This is a genomic window from Hymenobacter aquaticus (genome assembly GCF_004765605.1).
Lineage (GTDB): Bacteria > Bacteroidota > Bacteroidia > Cytophagales > Hymenobacteraceae > Hymenobacter > Hymenobacter aquaticus.
The window spans coordinates 203,681-217,542 of sequence record NZ_SRLC01000001.1; the positions used below are offsets into that span (position 1 = coordinate 203,681).

At 59.9% G+C, this 13,862-nt stretch carries 15 protein-coding genes; 8 read left to right on the forward strand and 7 right to left on the reverse strand.

The genetic code is table 11. From position 1 onward, the window contains the following. Window positions 1–421: 421 nt before the first annotated feature. Window positions 422–1,555 carry a 4-hydroxyphenylpyruvate dioxygenase gene (hppD, locus tag E5K00_RS00905; RefSeq protein ID WP_135460757.1) on the reverse strand — a complete coding sequence of 378 codons (1,134 nt, stop codon included), beginning with the start codon at window positions 1,553–1,555 and terminating at the stop codon, window positions 422–424. A gap of 266 nt (window positions 1,556–1,821) precedes the next feature. Between hppD and E5K00_RS00910 the strand changes: the two genes are divergently transcribed. The 3 genes from E5K00_RS00910 to E5K00_RS00920 all read left to right on the forward strand — a co-directional run bounded on the left by E5K00_RS00910 (window position 1,822) and on the right by E5K00_RS00920 (window position 3,695). Then, complete coding sequence (locus tag E5K00_RS00910) at window positions 1,822–2,220, forward strand: hypothetical protein (protein WP_135460758.1); 399 nt, start codon at window positions 1,822–1,824, stop codon at window positions 2,218–2,220. 133 nt (window positions 2,221–2,353) lie between these two features. Beyond that, a complete protein-coding gene (locus tag E5K00_RS00915) occupies window positions 2,354–2,701 on the forward strand; it encodes a DUF952 domain-containing protein (RefSeq protein WP_135460760.1) in 348 nt (115 codons plus the stop codon). Between the two features lie 130 nt (window positions 2,702–2,831). Beyond that, the gene (locus tag E5K00_RS00920; RefSeq protein ID WP_135460762.1) at window positions 2,832–3,695 is read left to right on the forward strand and encodes a hypothetical protein; all 864 of its coding nucleotides are present in this window, start codon (window positions 2,832–2,834) and stop codon (window positions 3,693–3,695) included. 55 nt (window positions 3,696–3,750) lie between these two features. On the opposite strand, the gene E5K00_RS00925 is transcribed toward E5K00_RS00920, so the two are convergent. Next, the gene (locus tag E5K00_RS00925; RefSeq protein ID WP_135460764.1) at window positions 3,751–5,664 is read right to left on the reverse strand and encodes an ABC-F family ATP-binding cassette domain-containing protein; all 1,914 of its coding nucleotides are present in this window, start codon (window positions 5,662–5,664) and stop codon (window positions 3,751–3,753) included. Between the two features lie 67 nt (window positions 5,665–5,731). After that, window positions 5,732–5,965, reverse strand: coding sequence for a hypothetical protein (locus E5K00_RS00930; RefSeq protein ID WP_135460766.1), 234 nt, complete (start codon window positions 5,963–5,965; stop codon window positions 5,732–5,734). Between the two features lie 120 nt (window positions 5,966–6,085). Here E5K00_RS00930 and murI point away from each other — a divergent pair, with 120 nt between their 5' ends. After that, window positions 6,086–6,919, forward strand: coding sequence for a glutamate racemase (gene murI / locus E5K00_RS00935; RefSeq protein WP_135460768.1), 834 nt, complete (start codon window positions 6,086–6,088; stop codon window positions 6,917–6,919). Between the two features lie 18 nt (window positions 6,920–6,937). On the opposite strand, the gene E5K00_RS00940 is transcribed toward murI, so the two are convergent. The 3 genes from E5K00_RS00940 to E5K00_RS00950 form a co-directional block, all read right to left on the reverse strand. Beyond that, complete coding sequence (locus tag E5K00_RS00940) at window positions 6,938–7,687, reverse strand: hypothetical protein (protein ID WP_135460770.1); 750 nt, start codon at window positions 7,685–7,687, stop codon at window positions 6,938–6,940. Window positions 7,688–7,864: 177 nt separating this feature from the next. After that, window positions 7,865–8,383, reverse strand: a complete 519-nt coding sequence (locus E5K00_RS00945; RefSeq protein ID WP_135460772.1) for a hypothetical protein — start codon at window positions 8,381–8,383, stop codon at window positions 7,865–7,867. Between the two features lie 53 nt (window positions 8,384–8,436). Then, window positions 8,437–8,805, reverse strand: coding sequence for a hypothetical protein (locus E5K00_RS00950; RefSeq protein ID WP_135460774.1), 369 nt, complete (start codon window positions 8,803–8,805; stop codon window positions 8,437–8,439). A 354-nt stretch (window positions 8,806–9,159) separates the two neighbouring features. Between E5K00_RS00950 and E5K00_RS00955 the strand changes: the two genes are divergently transcribed. Then, window positions 9,160–9,945 (forward strand): LuxR C-terminal-related transcriptional regulator, encoded by a 786-nt coding sequence (locus E5K00_RS00955; protein WP_135460776.1) that lies wholly within the window; start codon window positions 9,160–9,162, stop codon window positions 9,943–9,945. Here the strand turns inward: E5K00_RS00955 and E5K00_RS00960 are convergent. Beyond that, window positions 9,942–10,733: an alpha/beta fold hydrolase gene (locus tag E5K00_RS00960; protein WP_135460778.1), complete on the reverse strand. Its 792-nt coding sequence runs from the start codon at window positions 10,731–10,733 to the stop codon at window positions 9,942–9,944. The genes E5K00_RS00955 and E5K00_RS00960 overlap by 4 nt on opposite strands. 256 nt (window positions 10,734–10,989) lie before the next feature. Between E5K00_RS00960 and E5K00_RS00965 the strand changes: the two genes are divergently transcribed. The 3 genes from E5K00_RS00965 to E5K00_RS00975 all read left to right on the forward strand — a co-directional run bounded on the left by E5K00_RS00965 (window position 10,990) and on the right by E5K00_RS00975 (window position 13,860). Next, the gene (locus E5K00_RS00965; RefSeq protein ID WP_135460780.1) at window positions 10,990–11,670 is read left to right on the forward strand and encodes a hypothetical protein; all 681 of its coding nucleotides are present in this window, start codon (window positions 10,990–10,992) and stop codon (window positions 11,668–11,670) included. A gap of 6 nt (window positions 11,671–11,676) precedes the next feature. Next, window positions 11,677–12,873 (forward strand): glutathionylspermidine synthase family protein, encoded by a 1,197-nt coding sequence (locus tag E5K00_RS00970; RefSeq protein ID WP_245328178.1) that lies wholly within the window; start codon window positions 11,677–11,679, stop codon window positions 12,871–12,873. A 555-nt stretch (window positions 12,874–13,428) separates the two neighbouring features. Continuing rightward, window positions 13,429–13,860: a CsgE family curli-type amyloid fiber assembly protein gene (locus E5K00_RS00975; protein ID WP_167856691.1), complete on the forward strand. Its 432-nt coding sequence runs from the start codon at window positions 13,429–13,431 to the stop codon at window positions 13,858–13,860. Window positions 13,861–13,862: the final 2 nt, after the last annotated feature.

Here is a 13,862-nt window from a genome sequence, read left to right on the forward strand (position 1 = left end):
AGCGTGTAACAGAGTCCCGGCGGCCGATGACGCGGCCGGGGCTGTTGCGCCGGGCAAGGCCCCGCCCGCTGACCTAACGGTTTTCGGAGCCGCTTGAAAAACCGTTAGGTCGTCAGTGACCTAACGGTTTTTGCGGCGATGAGAAAAACCGTTAGGTCGTCACTGACCTAACATTTTTTGTGGCGATGAGAAAACGTGTTAGGTCGGTCGGAACCTAACACGTTTCTGCCTCACACATTTTTGTGTTAGGTAAAAAGTTGTGAGGTTCTCCGACGCCGGCATGAAAAAGCCCCGACGGCCTGGCAGGCGTCGGGGCTTTGTGGGAGCAGAGCGTGGCTAGCCCCGCAGCAGACGGATGATCTATGCTATCCTCCGGGTGCTTCGCAATGACACGACTCCGGGAGCGGCTGATCGGGGGAGCTTACAGGTTGCCGCGCAGGGCCTGCTCCCGCTCGATGCTTTCGAACAGGGCCTTGAAGTTGCCTTTGCCGAAGCTCTTGGCGCCTTTGCGCTGGATGATTTCGTAGAACACCGTGGGGCGGTCCTCCACCGGCTTGGTGAAAATCTGGAGCAGGTAGCCTTCCTCGTCGCGGTCCACGAGCAGGTTCAGGGCCTTGAGCGACTCCAGGTCCTCGTCGATGGCGCCGATGCGCTCCAGCAGATCCTCGTAGTAGGCGCCCGGCACCGAGAGGAACTCCACGCCGCGGCGGCGCAGCTCGGTCACGGTGGCCCGGATGTCCTTGGTGGCAATGGCAATGTGCTGCACGCCGGGCGAGTGGTAGTAGTCGAGGTACTCCTCAATCTGCGACTTTTTCTTGCCCTCGGCCGGCTCGTTGATGGGGAATTTCACGTAGCCGTTGCCGTTGCTGACCACCTTGCTCATCAAAGCCGAATACTCGGTGCTGATGTCCTCGTCGTCGAAGGTCAGCAGCAGCTTGAAGCCCATCACGTCCTCGTAGAACTTCACCCACTGGTTCATTTCGCCCCAGCCCACGTTGCCCACGCAGTGGTCCACGTGGAGCAGGCCCACGGGCGTGCTCTGCGGTACGCCGCTGCTCTTGGCCACGAAGCCCGGCATGAACGGCCCGGTGTAGTTGGTGCGCTCCACGAAGGTGTGCACACTCTCGCCGTAGGTATAAATGCCCGAGAGCGTCACGCTGCCGAACTCGTCCTCAACGGTGTAGGGCTCGAAGGCCGACTTAGCGCCGCGCTTGGTGGTTTCCTCCCACGACTTGCGGGCGTCGTCGACCCACAGGGCCATTACCTTCACCCCGTCGCCGTGCTTGGCCACGTGCTGGGTAATTTCGGAGTCGGGCAGAAGGGAGGTGGTGAGCACCAGCCGGATTTTGCCTTGCTGCAATACGTAGCTGGCCCGGTCGCGCAGGCCGGTTTCGGGGCCGGCGTAGGCCACCAGCTCGAAGCCGAAGGCGGCCTGGTAGTAGTAGGCGCTTTGCTTGGCGTTGCCAACGTAGAACTCGACGAAGTCGGTGCCTTTCAGGGGCAGGAAGTCGTGGGCGGGGTGGGCCTGCACCTCAGGCGAAGTCATTGTTTGCATGGCAGTATAGAGGTAAGAATGCGGGTGGAAAGGGGTTGTCCGGGTAAAAATACAGGTTTGCCCCAAATCGTTCGATGGAGCCCGAACTTTCGCGGCGCCGGCTCCCGGTTGTCGTGCCCGTGCCCGGCGGCCTGCGGGGCGTTCGGAGCGGCGAACTGCCCGGTTTGTGCTACCGGAAGCGGCCGGATGTGGCGTTTGCCGGTTTTGCTGCGTACAATTGCAGAATCCTACGCACCTTTGTGCATTAACCCTTTTGTCCCGTAGCTATGAATAAGGAGGAACTCAACCAGGCCCTCGTTGCGCTGATCGAAAAAAAGCAGGAGCTGCATAAGCTGACCTACGACGATGCTCGCTACGACGACGTGGAAGAAGAACTGCACGATCTGGAAGACGATTTCAACGACGAATACGGTCAGTACCTGGAGGAAGTGCTGGAGAAAGTGCACGAGCAGCTCTGCCCCGACACCGACGTGCTGCTGCCCACGGCCTACCTGCCCAACGACATCAAGGGCGACACTGGCTATTTGCCCTCCCACAAGGAGGGCGTCTGGGTCGACTCCGACGAGTTTCCCGGCAAGGAAGCCCGCCTAGTGCTGGTGCCTAACCCCACGCGCCTGATTTTGTCGGTGGGCAAAAACGTGCGCAAGGAGGTCTGGAAAGCGTAAACGGCTAATTCTGAATTCGGAATCATGAAATAAAGGGGCCGTTCAATGATCCAAGCCGGATTCGTTGAGCGGCCCCTTTATTTCACCCTGTTCAATTCAGAATTTCGAATTCATAATTCAGAATTTCCCGGATATGATTTACCGCCTGGCTACTACGGCCGACTGGGAGCAGGCCCGGCAAACCGGCTTCTTCGCCAGCGCCGACCTGCGGGCCGAGGGCTTTATTCACTGCTCCGAAAAGTCGCAGGTTCTGGCAACGGCCCGGCGCTACTACCCCGGCCGCCCCGACCTGGTGCTGCTGGAAATTGACGAAAGCCAGCTGCGCGCCGCCGGCGTGCGGGTAGAGCGGGAGTGGGTGGCGGCCCGGGGCGAGGCTTTTGCCCACGTGTTCGGGGCCATTCCGGTGGCCGCCATTGTCCGGCCGCTGCCGTTTCGGCCCGATACGGCGGGCACGTTCACTTTGCCCGCCGAAATCAGCTAACGTATCGAGGCCCAAGGCCGGTAGTGTCGGGCAGACTGCTTATGTTTGGCTACGGCTGCCCCGTGGCCCGATTACGGGCCACCCGGAAGGCGTCTTTATCCTCCTGCTACTATACTTTACCATTCCGCGTATGAACCTGCGCCAGTTTTTACTGCCCCGCACGGCCGCCGTGCTGCTCACTTCGGCCAGCCTGCTGAGTGGCTGCGGCCCCTCGTATTATCTGGCCGTGCAGCCCAGCCACCCCGACAGCCAATGGCCCGACGGGCGCCAGGCCGTCAGCACCAATTTCGACCAAGTAGAAGTGCAGGTGTGCTACTCGCACCTGCGCAACAAGGAGCTGATGTTTGAAGTGGAGGTGCGCAACGGCTCCGACAGCGTGCTGACCATCAACCCGGCCTCGTTCTACTACATTCCCAAGGTGATGGACCGCGCCACGGCCAAGCAGAACGGGGTGAAGCTGAACGGCAACGTCATTATGCCCTCGGCCGTGTACGCCGTCGACCCCGAGGCCCGCATCCAGCAGCTGTCGGCCAAGCTCGATAAGGAAGCCCGCAAGGCCAACGGCGTCAGCGCCCTGGAGCTGCTGACCGTGGTGACCAACGTGGCCGAAGACCTGAAGCCGGTACAAGGCACGCCCCAGGAAAAGCAGATTGAAACGTGGCGGCGCGAAGACAAGCGCGCCAACGACGCCGCGTACTTCGACGATCAGCGCATGCAGCACGCCCAGAATGCCGACAACGCCTACCTCGACAAGTCGCTCTGGGAAGTGAAGGTGCTGCGCAAAAACACGCTCCGGCCCGGAGAGCTGGCCCGCGGCTACGTCACCTTCCCCAGCTACGAGCAGACGGCGCTGCTGCGGCTGGCGCTGCCCCTGGCCGGCCGCACCCTATTCTTCGACTTCGACCAGGAACGCAAGAAAAACCAGTACGAGCCCGTGGTGCCGCCGGCCCCCCTGCCCGCCCCGGTGCCGCCCACCGCTACCACGGCCCCCTAAACAAAAAGCCCTGCCAGATTCCTGGCAGGGCTTTTTGCTGGATGCAAACGAAGGGCTACATCAGGTCGGCCAGCTCCAGCCACCGTTCCCCTTTGCTGTCGAGGTCCTTGTCGGTTTGCTTGAGCTCGGCGGCCCAGTCGGCCAGCTCCTTGTGGGAGCCGGTGCCGGCGTTGAGCTTGTCAATTAGCTCCTGCTTGCGGGCTTCGAGCTTTTCAATGTCCTTTTCCAGGGTTTCGTACTCTTTCTTCTCGGCAAACGTGGCCTTGCGCTTGGGCGCGGCGCCCGCGGCGGCCGCGGCGGCCACCGGAGCGGCCGAAGGCGCAATGCCGGCCGCGGCTTTGGCCGTCTGGGCCTTTTCGCGGGCGTATTCCTCGGCCTGGTGCTCCTTCTGCCACTCGCGGTAGTCGGTGTAGTTGCCGGGGAACTGGCGGATGTGCCCGCCGGGCTCCAGCACAAACACGTGCTCCACGAGGGCATCCATGAAGTACCGGTCGTGCGAGACGATGAGGATGCAGCCGGCAAAATTCAGCAAGAAGTCCTCCAGAATGTTGAGCGTGATAATGTCCAGGTCGTTGGTGGGCTCATCGAGAATCAGGAAGTTCGGGTTCTTGATGAGCACCCGCAGTAGCTGGAGGCGGCGCTTTTCGCCCCCGCTGAGCTTGCTGACCATGGTGTACTGCTGGGCCGGCGGAAACTGGAAGTGCTGCAAAAACTGCGAGGCTGTGACCACCTCGCCGTTGGCCATTTCCACCACTTCGGCCACTTCCTTCACGATGTCAATCACGCGCTGGGTTTCGTCGAACTCCAGCTCGGTCTGGGTGTAGTAGCCGAATACCGTCGTCTGGCCCGCGTCCACGGTGCCGGAGTCGGGCTGGAGCTTGCCGGTGAGCATGTTCAGCAGCGTCGACTTACCCGCCCCGTTGGGCCCGATCAGGCCGATGCGGTCCTTTTTCTTGAACACGTAGCTGAAGTCGTCGAGCACGACATGGTCGCCGAACTGCTTGTGCAGGTGTTCCACCTCGATGATCTTGCCGCCCTGGCGCGTCGTTTTCACGCTCAGCTCCATCTGCGGGCCGCTGATTTTGGTCTTGGCCTTCTCCTGGGTTTCGTAGAAGGCGTCGATGCGGGCCTTTTGCTTGGTGCCGCGGGCCTGGGGCTGGCGGCGCATCCAATCGAGCTCTTTGCGCAGCAGGTTGCGGGCCTTTTCCACTTCGGCCACCTCAATCTGCTCGCGCTCGGCCTTTTTCTCCACGAAGTAGGAGTAGTTGCCCTGGTAGCGGTACACCTTGCCCTGGTCCATCTCCACAATTTCGTTGGCGACTTTGTCCAGGAAATACCGGTCGTGAGTCACCATCAGCAGCGTGAGGGAAGGGGAGGCCAGGCGGCCTTCCAGCCACTCGATGGTGTCGAGGTCGAGGTGGTTGGTGGGCTCGTCGAGAATCAGCACTTCGGGCTCCTCAATCAGCACCCGGGCCAGGGCCACGCGCTTGCGCTGCCCGCCCGAGAGCATGCTCACCTTGCGCTCCAGCAGCTCGCCCAGAATGCCCAGGCGGCCCAGAATCTGCTTGACCTGGGCTTCGTAGTCCCAGGCGTTGAGCGAGTCCATCAGCTCCATCACCCGCTGCAAGTCGTCGGGCTTGTGGTTCTCGTCGTTCACCACGTGCTCGTAGTCGCGGATGGCGGCCAGCGTGTCGTTCTGGGAGGCGAAGATGGTTTCCTCCACCGTCAGGTTCTCGTCGAACACCGGCTGCTGGCCCAAAAAGGCCACCCGCACGCCCTTGCGCACGCTCACCGAGCCGGTGTCGGGCTGCTCGATGCCGGCCAGGATTTTCAGCAGCGTGGTTTTGCCGGTACCGTTGATACCGACCAGCGCCACCCGCTGCCCTTGATTCAGACCAAAGCCCAGCTCGCGGAAGAGCCAGCGGTCCGCGTAATTTTTTGAGAGGTTTTCTCCGGAAAGCAGATTCATGGGGCAAAGATAGCCCAATGCGGCTTGCGGTTTCTGCCCCGCCTTGGATTCTGGCGGAATTCGTGGCTCAGATCACCCGGATGCGGTCCACGTTCCGGTCGTCGCGCAGAATTTCCAGGCCTTTGTAAGCCAGGGGGCGGCCGGTGTTGGTGGTCAGCTCGCCGCCGGCGCTGTGCTGGTGGGCCACATCGAGCACCAGCTGGGTGTATTTTCGTTCCCCCAGCTCAATGGCGACGGGCCGGCCGTGGCTGGAATCGAAGGAGCCCAGGGCCCGGTCAATTTCTTCCAGTATTTTGCTCATAATTAGGACAATGGGCGTGCGTACTGTCCGTAAGATAGAATTTTGGCCACATAATTTGTACCGGCCCGCATTTATTTGCCGCCGCCCGCCCACCGTGAAAAAGCCCTTACCTTCGCCCGTATGGCACCTTCTTCTCCTTCCGACCTAAGCCGCCGGCCCATTGGCGTGTTCGACAGCGGCATTGGCGGCCTTACCGTGGCCCGGGCCGTAAACCGGGTGTTGCCCCACGAGCAGCTCGTGTATTTCGGCGACACGGCCCATCTGCCCTACGGCGACAAATCCACGGCCGCCATTCAGGCCTACAGCATCAAGATCTGCGACCTGCTGCTGCGCCAGCACTGCAAAGTCATTCTGATTGCCTGCAACTCGGCCTCGGCGGCGGCCTACGAGCTGGTGCGCGAGTACGTGGGCTCCAAGGCCCGGGTGCTGAACGTTATTGACCCCATCGTGGCCCACGTGGGTGAAACCTACGCCCAGCGCACCGTCGGGCTGATTGGCACCAAGCAAACCGTCAATTCCAACGTGTATAAGAAGAAGATTGACGACCTCGACGCGGGCGTGGAGCTCCGCTCGTTGGCCACGCCGCTGCTGGCCCCGATGGTAGAGGAAGGCTTCTTCAACAACACCATCAGCGAAAACATCATCAGCTCTTACCTGGCCCAGCCCGTGCTCGAGGGCATCGAGGCGCTGGTGCTGGCCTGCACCCACTACCCCCTGATTCAGGACCAGATCAAGGCCTATTATAAGGGCGACGTGGCCGTGCTTGACGCCTCCGATGTGGTAGCCAGCCACGTGAAAGCCTACCTGGAAGCCAATGGCCTGGCCGCGCTGGCGCAGCCTACCTCACCCCGGCACCAGTTCTACGTCTCCGACTTCACCCGCTCCTTCGAGGAAAGTACCCGCATTTTCTTCGGCCAGGAAGTGCACCTGGAGCACTACCCGCTGTGGGAGTAGCCGCCGGGTAGTGCCGGGCTAAATCTGGACCCGAATCGTGTAGGCGCCCCGTGTCCCGCTGACGTAGGACTGCAGCTCAAACACTTGGGAGCGGGTAGCGTCTTTGATGGTAATGCCCGGCGTGCAAGGCGGAATAGTGCCTTCGCTACGGGCAATAACGCCAATCCAGTGGGTGCCCCGCGGTAGGGTTACGGTAAAACAGCGGTTGGTGCCGTTGATGGTATAGTTACTGAGAAAGGTGGTGCCATCAATCACCAGATCAATAATATCGTTGTCAATCTGGCCGTGGTCCCGCACGCAGATCTGGAGCTGGGGAGTGTCGACCGTAATGGTTCCCTGGCTGGTGTAGCCGGTCGGAATCGGGTTGCTTACGCCCTGGCTGCCGCCGCTGGGCTGGCCCGTCAGTTCGTATTTCAGGCAGGTATTAGTATCCAGCGTAAACGTGCCGCGCCAGGTTGCCCCAGCCTCATCGGTGGCCACGTAGCTGTAGCTGCCCGGCGCCAGCTGGGTAGTTACCTCACCCTGGCCGCAGGTAACGCCGCTGGGATGGTACTGGGTAAGGGTGCCAATCGGCCGGTTGTTGACGCTTACTACCACGCGGCCATTTCCCAGGTCGGAGCGCATCCAGAAGGTAACGGTGCTTTCCGAGGGCGTGGGCTGCGGGTCATCGACGTCGTCGTCGTCGGGCACGCAGCCGGTCAGGACGCTGAGAAATGCCAGCAGTAACAGCGTACGAAACCAGGGACGGGTAGAAAAAAGCTGTTGCATGGTGCAAGGAAGAAGAAGGATGAGGAGTGGTGTTTTTCAGCGGAAGCCACTAGCCAGCAAATACTGCGGCGTAGTAGTGCAGCGCGCATGCAATAATTACTAGCTGAAGATGGAGTAATAGTATTGGGCTAAATATTTATCTGTTTAAATAAAAAATGTCCGGTAGAATCATTTGTGTTACCTGATGGCATTGAATGAGACGCCGTCTAATTTCTCCCAATTAGGTTTCGGTGTTGTCTTGTCGATACAGCCGCCGTAGCTCAAATCAAACCTGCCCACAATATTCTTGTCCGTAAAATCCAGATAGGGATATCCGTAGGGTAAGCCCCATACAGCATTTCCTATCATCGGTTCCCCGTTAATTTCCTGGGTGCCTTTTCTAAGCTTTAATTTTATGTCTTTGCCATAAAAAGGCTCGAAGGAATTATTGGCCGCCAGAACAGTGACGTTGACGGTAGAGTCATTGACTTTCGTAACGGCAATAGAGCAGGCCCCGGTTTTAGCATTCAGGTCCCACCAACAGGTGGAGGAATAGTCGCGGTACCAGCGCCGGCCCGAGCCCGCGTAGGTGCCGATTACCTTATCGGCCAAAGAGGCGCTTTTGGGCGTGATGAGGTCTTCCGGAGCCGCGTCAGACTGGCAGCTGACCACGCCAGGGAGGCTACTGAGTAGTAGCAGGAGGGTAGTGGCTTTCATAACAGCAAGGCGTTGCGAGGGTGGTGACCAGGATCTGTAACTGCCTGTCTAATCTAATTCTGGTCGTTCCAGGTATCGGCCACGTAAATGTTTTGTCCGCCCCGGCTGATGCATTCGTTTTTAGCCCGGTTCACGGCATCGGCACCGGAGGAATACCCTCCGGAAGCGCCGATAACCCGCACTCCGTTGCTGCCCGTGCCCACGACCAGCGCGCCATATCCTTTGGAGCTCGTCGAGAAAACAGAGTACGGGGATGTTCCTCCGTATTTCACGCACATATTGTAGGCGCACCCATTTACATTGCTGTTACCGTAGCAATAGCCGTACGCTCCGGTTTGAGAACATAAATACGCGGCAGTCTGCGCATTGCTTTTTGCCAAAGGAAAAAGAATGAATGCAGCGAGAAACAAGAATGCTTTCATGTTTTTTTGCTCTAGTGGTTTTGCCTACTCTGACTGCTTTTCGGCTTCCGCATATTTTTTAAGCTGTACTTGATATGGATGCTTACTGGGTGGTTCCTGCTGGTCGTTCCGCGTAGTTGAGCTTAGGAAGAAAAATGGCGAGAAATTATATTTAGCAGTTGCTGATTGTATTTTATCCGCAATGCCGGCGCGGGCAATAGAGGCAATTCTATCCCGTAGGATGGCCTGGATATGCTTTCAAAGTCCGGAAAATGCGGGCGTAGTTTCAATACTCATTATTGAGTATTTTTTAAATAATAAATAGTACTTTAACGGCGGGTTGGAAGTAGGGCGACAATTTATTCCGGGATACCTATGCCACGAGTTGCCATTCCCTATTTGCCAGATTATCAGCTTCGGCTGCACGCGCCGGTGGCCAGCGTCTGGACCCCGGACTTATTTGATCATCCGGATGCCCCCCCGTCGCAGTTGGCCATGGAAGTAGGGCAGCGGCTGGCGTCGGCCATCTTACATACCCAAGGAGTTTACGTGTACGACATCCGGGCCAAGCTCACCCTATTCGTGTCGGCTGGCGTGGAACGGATGTTGGGCTACCCCAGTACTGATTTTACGACCGACTTCCACTATGCCCTCATCCACCCCGACGATCTGCCCATTGTTACGGAGGCTTCCATTCTGGCCAACAAGTACGTGACCGAGCGCCTCGATGATCCGCTGTCCGGGCTGGTTTTTTCGGTGGATTACCGGATGCGGCACCGGCGGGGCCATTGGGTGCGGGTGCTGCGGCAGAATATTATCGTGGCGCGCGACACGAACGGGGCGGTGGTGGGTCTGGCCGGGATTCTAACGGATATTACCGCTCATAAATCCACCAACGACGTCCGGTTTCATATGAACCGCCCCGACTTTGCCGCTTTCGTGCGTCGGCAGCAGGTAGAGTCGTTGCCGGAGCCGCTGAGCACGCGGGAGCAGGAAATCATGGGGCTGCTTCTGGAAGGCTTGACAAGCAAGGAAATTGGTGAAAAGCTGTTCATCAGTCCTACTACCGTGCAAAAGCACCGGCAGAATATTCGGCTGAAAGTAGGCTCTCATAACGTGCACCAGCTGCTGCAACACCTGGATGCGGCTACCGGCAGCTAGGCATGCATTGCTAAATGGGTGGCAACCGCTGCAAAAATGGCATCCGGCTTGTCCAGGTGCAAAAAGTGTCCTGCGTCGGCAATAGTTGTTACCTGTGCGCCGGCAAACAGAGCAGGAACAGTAAACTCCAGGTCGTAGTCGGTGACGTAGCCGGAAGTAGCGGCCCGCACGAAAGAAGCGGGCTTGTTGCATCGACTGGGGGCCGTCAGGGCGGCCGCTAAGTCTTGGGTGGCGGCGGCTATGGCCGCCAGGTTTACGCGCCAGTACCACGGGCCTGCGGCCGGGCCCGCCAGATTCTGCAACACGTAGTGCCGGATGGCCGGCGGAATTTCCTCGGCCGCCAGCAGGGCCTCCGTCTGGGTGGGCCCGGGCAAGCCATCTGCTTCCAGACGGCGTAACACGGCAAGCAGGTGGTCAACGTACGTCAGGTCATCGGGGCCGGGTGACATATCCAGGCAAATGAGGCTGGCCACCCGGGCCGGGTAGCTCAGGGCCAGGCGCATGGCCACTTTTGCGCCCATGCTATGGCCGAGCAGCACTACTTCATCCGGTAAGCCAAGCGCATCAAGGAGCCGCAAAATATCCACCGCCATTGCCCGGATAGTATGGTCGGGAGCATGAAACGAGCGGCCGTGGTTACGTAAATCCACCAGGATAACCCGGTGGTGCAGCTCGCGGGCCCAGCGGCGGGCAAGCGCCTCCCATTCATCCGCCGAGCCCAGAATACAGTGCAGGACAACGATTGGTCGGTTGGGGCCCGGTAAGTCGATATAGTGTAGCAAAGGCATCTGAAGGGGCTTGTTGGTGACGCACACGCGGACTGAGGTTTACTCAAGCTGCAACATGTTGGTAATATAATTATATGTTATATAAATTATCCGGGTATGAAGTTCCGTCGGTAGCGGGAATTGTAGCAGTACACGCCTGAGTCGACATCCCCGCCTTACGCCGCCCCGCCGGGGTGCAACCCGCAAAATCAGCCCGAAGACTTTATATTGCCGCCCGCCGCGCCGCTGCCGGCTTCACCATTCCGACCGACCCGCTATGAAAAAAACGTATTACCCCTTGGGCGACTGGCGCCGCAACACGCTGCTCGTCGCCGCCGCGGCCAGTCTGGGCCTAGCGCTGCTGCCCGCCTGCTCCTCCGACTCCGGCTCCGATACGGAAGCCGCGCAGCAGGAATGGGGCAGCGGCAACGAAGGTAGCTACTCGGAGGGCGTCGTGACGGAAATGACCGAAACGTCGCCCGGCCAATGGAAAATCACGGCCGAGCGGCCGGCCGGCAAGGAGGAAGTAGCCGCCATTATGCGCCACTACGATGGCAAGATCGATACCCTGCAGGGAGCCGCCCTGCAACGCCAGATGCAGGACTACAGCCGGCAGTACCCCGAAAACCGGGTGGGCGGTACCAGCATGATGGACGTGCTGATGTGGAGCGGCATCGGCTACATGGCCGGCCGCTTCCTGACGCCCAATCCGGGCTACTACGCCAATCCGGGCCTGGTGCAGCAGAACTCTCCCTGGCGGCAGCGCGTGCAAGGTGAGCGGGAGCGGGGTCGGGGCTTTTTCGGGCGGGGCTTCAGCGGCACGGCGGGGCGGCGCACGGCGTCGGGCATTCGGCCCAGCACGTCGGTATTTCGCTCCCAGGTGCGCAGCAGCGGCCCCCGCTTCGGGCGCAGCAGCGGCTTCGGCAGCCGGAGTAGCTCCCGCGGCTTTGGCGGCTAGGCATCCATGTACACTACTGCCATGATGAACCCGATTCAACTGTTGCCCCTGGCGGGCAACGTCGGTCCGGCCGTGCGCGCCCTGGGGTGGGAGTGGGCCGTGGAAGAAGCCTGTGAAAACTACGTGGCCCAGGAAGCCGTGCTGCTGCCCGAGGCCGAGGCCGACGCCCTGCTCAGCGCCGCCGACACCTTGTACGACATGCTGGTGCGGGCTATTCCCGATGCCGTGCCCGATGACCTGCTGCAGCTGCTGGCCATTCCGCCCGGCCTGTGGGCCGCCGTGCGCCACTCCTGGCACGACGACCGGCACTGGCACCTCTACGGCCGCTTCGATTTGGCCAGCACGCCCGAGGGGCCTAAGCTTATTGAGTTCAATGCCGACACGGCTACCAGCCTGCCGGAAACGGCCGTGGTGCAGTGGGCCAGCCTGATAGCCGCCCAGCAGGGCGAGGAAGACCGGCAGGCCAATGGGTTATTCGAAGGGCTGGAAGCCCAACTCAGCCACTGGCTCGGGCTAAATGAGGACCTGGACAGCTCCCTGCTGCTGGTGTATTTGCCCGACAGTGCCGAGGATGAAGCCAACTGCGGCGTGGTGGCCGAAGCGGCCCGGGCCGCGGGGTTCAGCCGCGTGTACCTGTGCCCCGTCGATGCCATGCAGGTATCAGTGGTGGGCGAGGAGCGGGGCGTGTGGGCCGAGGCAGCTCCCGGCGAGTGGGTGCGGTTTGGCTTCGTGTTCAAGCTGGTGCCCTGGGAAATTCTGGCCGAGGAAGAGCCGGCCCTCACGGCCGACCTCAGCCAGCTGCTGCTCAGCCGCGATGTTATCGTTGCCAATCCGGCCTACACGCTGCTGTTTCAGAGCAAGGGGCTGCTGGCCTGGCTGTGGCAGGTGTATCCGCAGCATCCGCTGCTGCTGGAAGCTTCCCTGCAGGATTTGCCGGGCCGCCACGTGCGCAAGCCCCTGCTGGGGCGCGAAGGCCAGAACGTGGTGGAGCTGGACGGCAGCCGCCTCCTGCACGAGCAGCCCGGCGACTTTACCCACCAGCCCCAGGTGCGCCAGCGCTGGGTGGAGCTGCCCCGCGATGCGCAAAACCGGCGTTACCAGGCGGGCGTGTTCTGGGCCGGTGAGGCCTGCGCTATCAGCTTCCGCCGCGAAGCCGGCATTATCACCAACCTCTCGGAGTTCGTGCCCCACCTGCTGAGCTGATTCGCAGCGGCACTCCCCCAACAAGCTCCTCCGGGCAGCCGTGTGCTGTCCGGAGGAGCTTGTTCGTTTTTAGCTGTGTTCTTTCGTGGAATAAGTTGCTTTTATCAGGTTGTTGAATGTTGGATAAGCATTGCAGTTACGTTCTTTCTGTGAGGCTCTTACCTTCCCTATTTCAGTATTATATAAACATTTGAATAAAATATTTTACAAAAACATGTCTGAAGTGCTTGTATTATTCTTTTAAATAATTAAGTTTATTCAGCAAAATAGATAGCGGCTACTCTCATCGGCCATTTGCTTTGGTTTGATTCTCTCTTTTTTACCGCTCAGGAAAGCTACGTACCTATGGATACCCGTGACGTAACCCCGAAGAATGTAGAAACTGTAGCACCGGCTGCTCCCACGCCGCATACGTTGATGGTGTTGTGGTGGCGCCCCTGGATGATGGGGCTGGGCTGCTGGCTTGGGTTGCTATTGCTCGCCGGCAACAGTATAGCCCAGCAGCAACCAAACCCGGCGGCCCCGAAACCGGAAAAGGAACGGGAAACGGCGCCCTTGCCCGCCAAGAAACTGGAAGAAGCCCTTCAGCTTCTGCTCAAAGCCACCGCCCGCGACAGCAGCCAGGTGGCTAACCAGCGCCGCCGGTTTCGGCCCACCGAAATCGAAGGTTTGGTAATGGACCAGACGATTACCAAGGTAGGCCACGATTTCTACGATGCCTTCTACGGCATGTGGGAAGCACCCGCGGAAGTAGGCGACTACACCATTATCATTCACGAAAAGCCCGCCCGGGGCACCAGCACGCTGGTATCGGTGGAGGTAAATGAAAATGAGCTGCTGGAGCTGCCGCTGCAGCCCAAAGCGGAAGTCATCGAAGAAACCGCCCAGTATGCCTTCGAGGTAGCCACCAACTTTCTGGTCCAGTCGCGCAACGACAGCAAGCACCTGGAGCTGCAAGGCGGCCGCCAGCCCCGGGAAGTATTCTGATA

Coding starts and splice junctions, on each gene's coding strand:
- hppD (WP_135460757.1), bottom strand. CDS start 1,555: ATGCAAACAATGACTTCGCCTGAGGTGCAGGCCCACCCCGCCCACGAC.
- E5K00_RS00910 (WP_135460758.1), top strand. CDS start 1,822: ATGAATAAGGAGGAACTCAACCAGGCCCTCGTTGCGCTGATCGAAAAA.
- E5K00_RS00915 (WP_135460760.1), top strand. CDS start 2,354: ATGATTTACCGCCTGGCTACTACGGCCGACTGGGAGCAGGCCCGGCAA.
- E5K00_RS00920 (WP_135460762.1), top strand. CDS start 2,832: ATGAACCTGCGCCAGTTTTTACTGCCCCGCACGGCCGCCGTGCTGCTC.
- E5K00_RS00925 (WP_135460764.1), bottom strand. CDS start 5,664: ATGAATCTGCTTTCCGGAGAAAACCTCTCAAAAAATTACGCGGACCGC.
- E5K00_RS00930 (WP_135460766.1), bottom strand. CDS start 5,965: ATGAGCAAAATACTGGAAGAAATTGACCGGGCCCTGGGCTCCTTCGAT.
- murI (WP_135460768.1), top strand. CDS start 6,086: ATGGCACCTTCTTCTCCTTCCGACCTAAGCCGCCGGCCCATTGGCGTG.
- E5K00_RS00940 (WP_135460770.1), bottom strand. CDS start 7,687: ATGCAACAGCTTTTTTCTACCCGTCCCTGGTTTCGTACGCTGTTACTG.
- E5K00_RS00945 (WP_135460772.1), bottom strand. CDS start 8,383: ATGAAAGCCACTACCCTCCTGCTACTACTCAGTAGCCTCCCTGGCGTG.
- E5K00_RS00950 (WP_135460774.1), bottom strand. CDS start 8,805: ATGAAAGCATTCTTGTTTCTCGCTGCATTCATTCTTTTTCCTTTGGCA.
- E5K00_RS00955 (WP_135460776.1), top strand. CDS start 9,160: ATGCCACGAGTTGCCATTCCCTATTTGCCAGATTATCAGCTTCGGCTG.
- E5K00_RS00960 (WP_135460778.1), bottom strand. CDS start 10,733: ATGCCTTTGCTACACTATATCGACTTACCGGGCCCCAACCGACCAATC.
- E5K00_RS00965 (WP_135460780.1), top strand. CDS start 10,990: ATGAAAAAAACGTATTACCCCTTGGGCGACTGGCGCCGCAACACGCTG.
- E5K00_RS00970 (WP_245328178.1), top strand. CDS start 11,677: ATGTACACTACTGCCATGATGAACCCGATTCAACTGTTGCCCCTGGCG.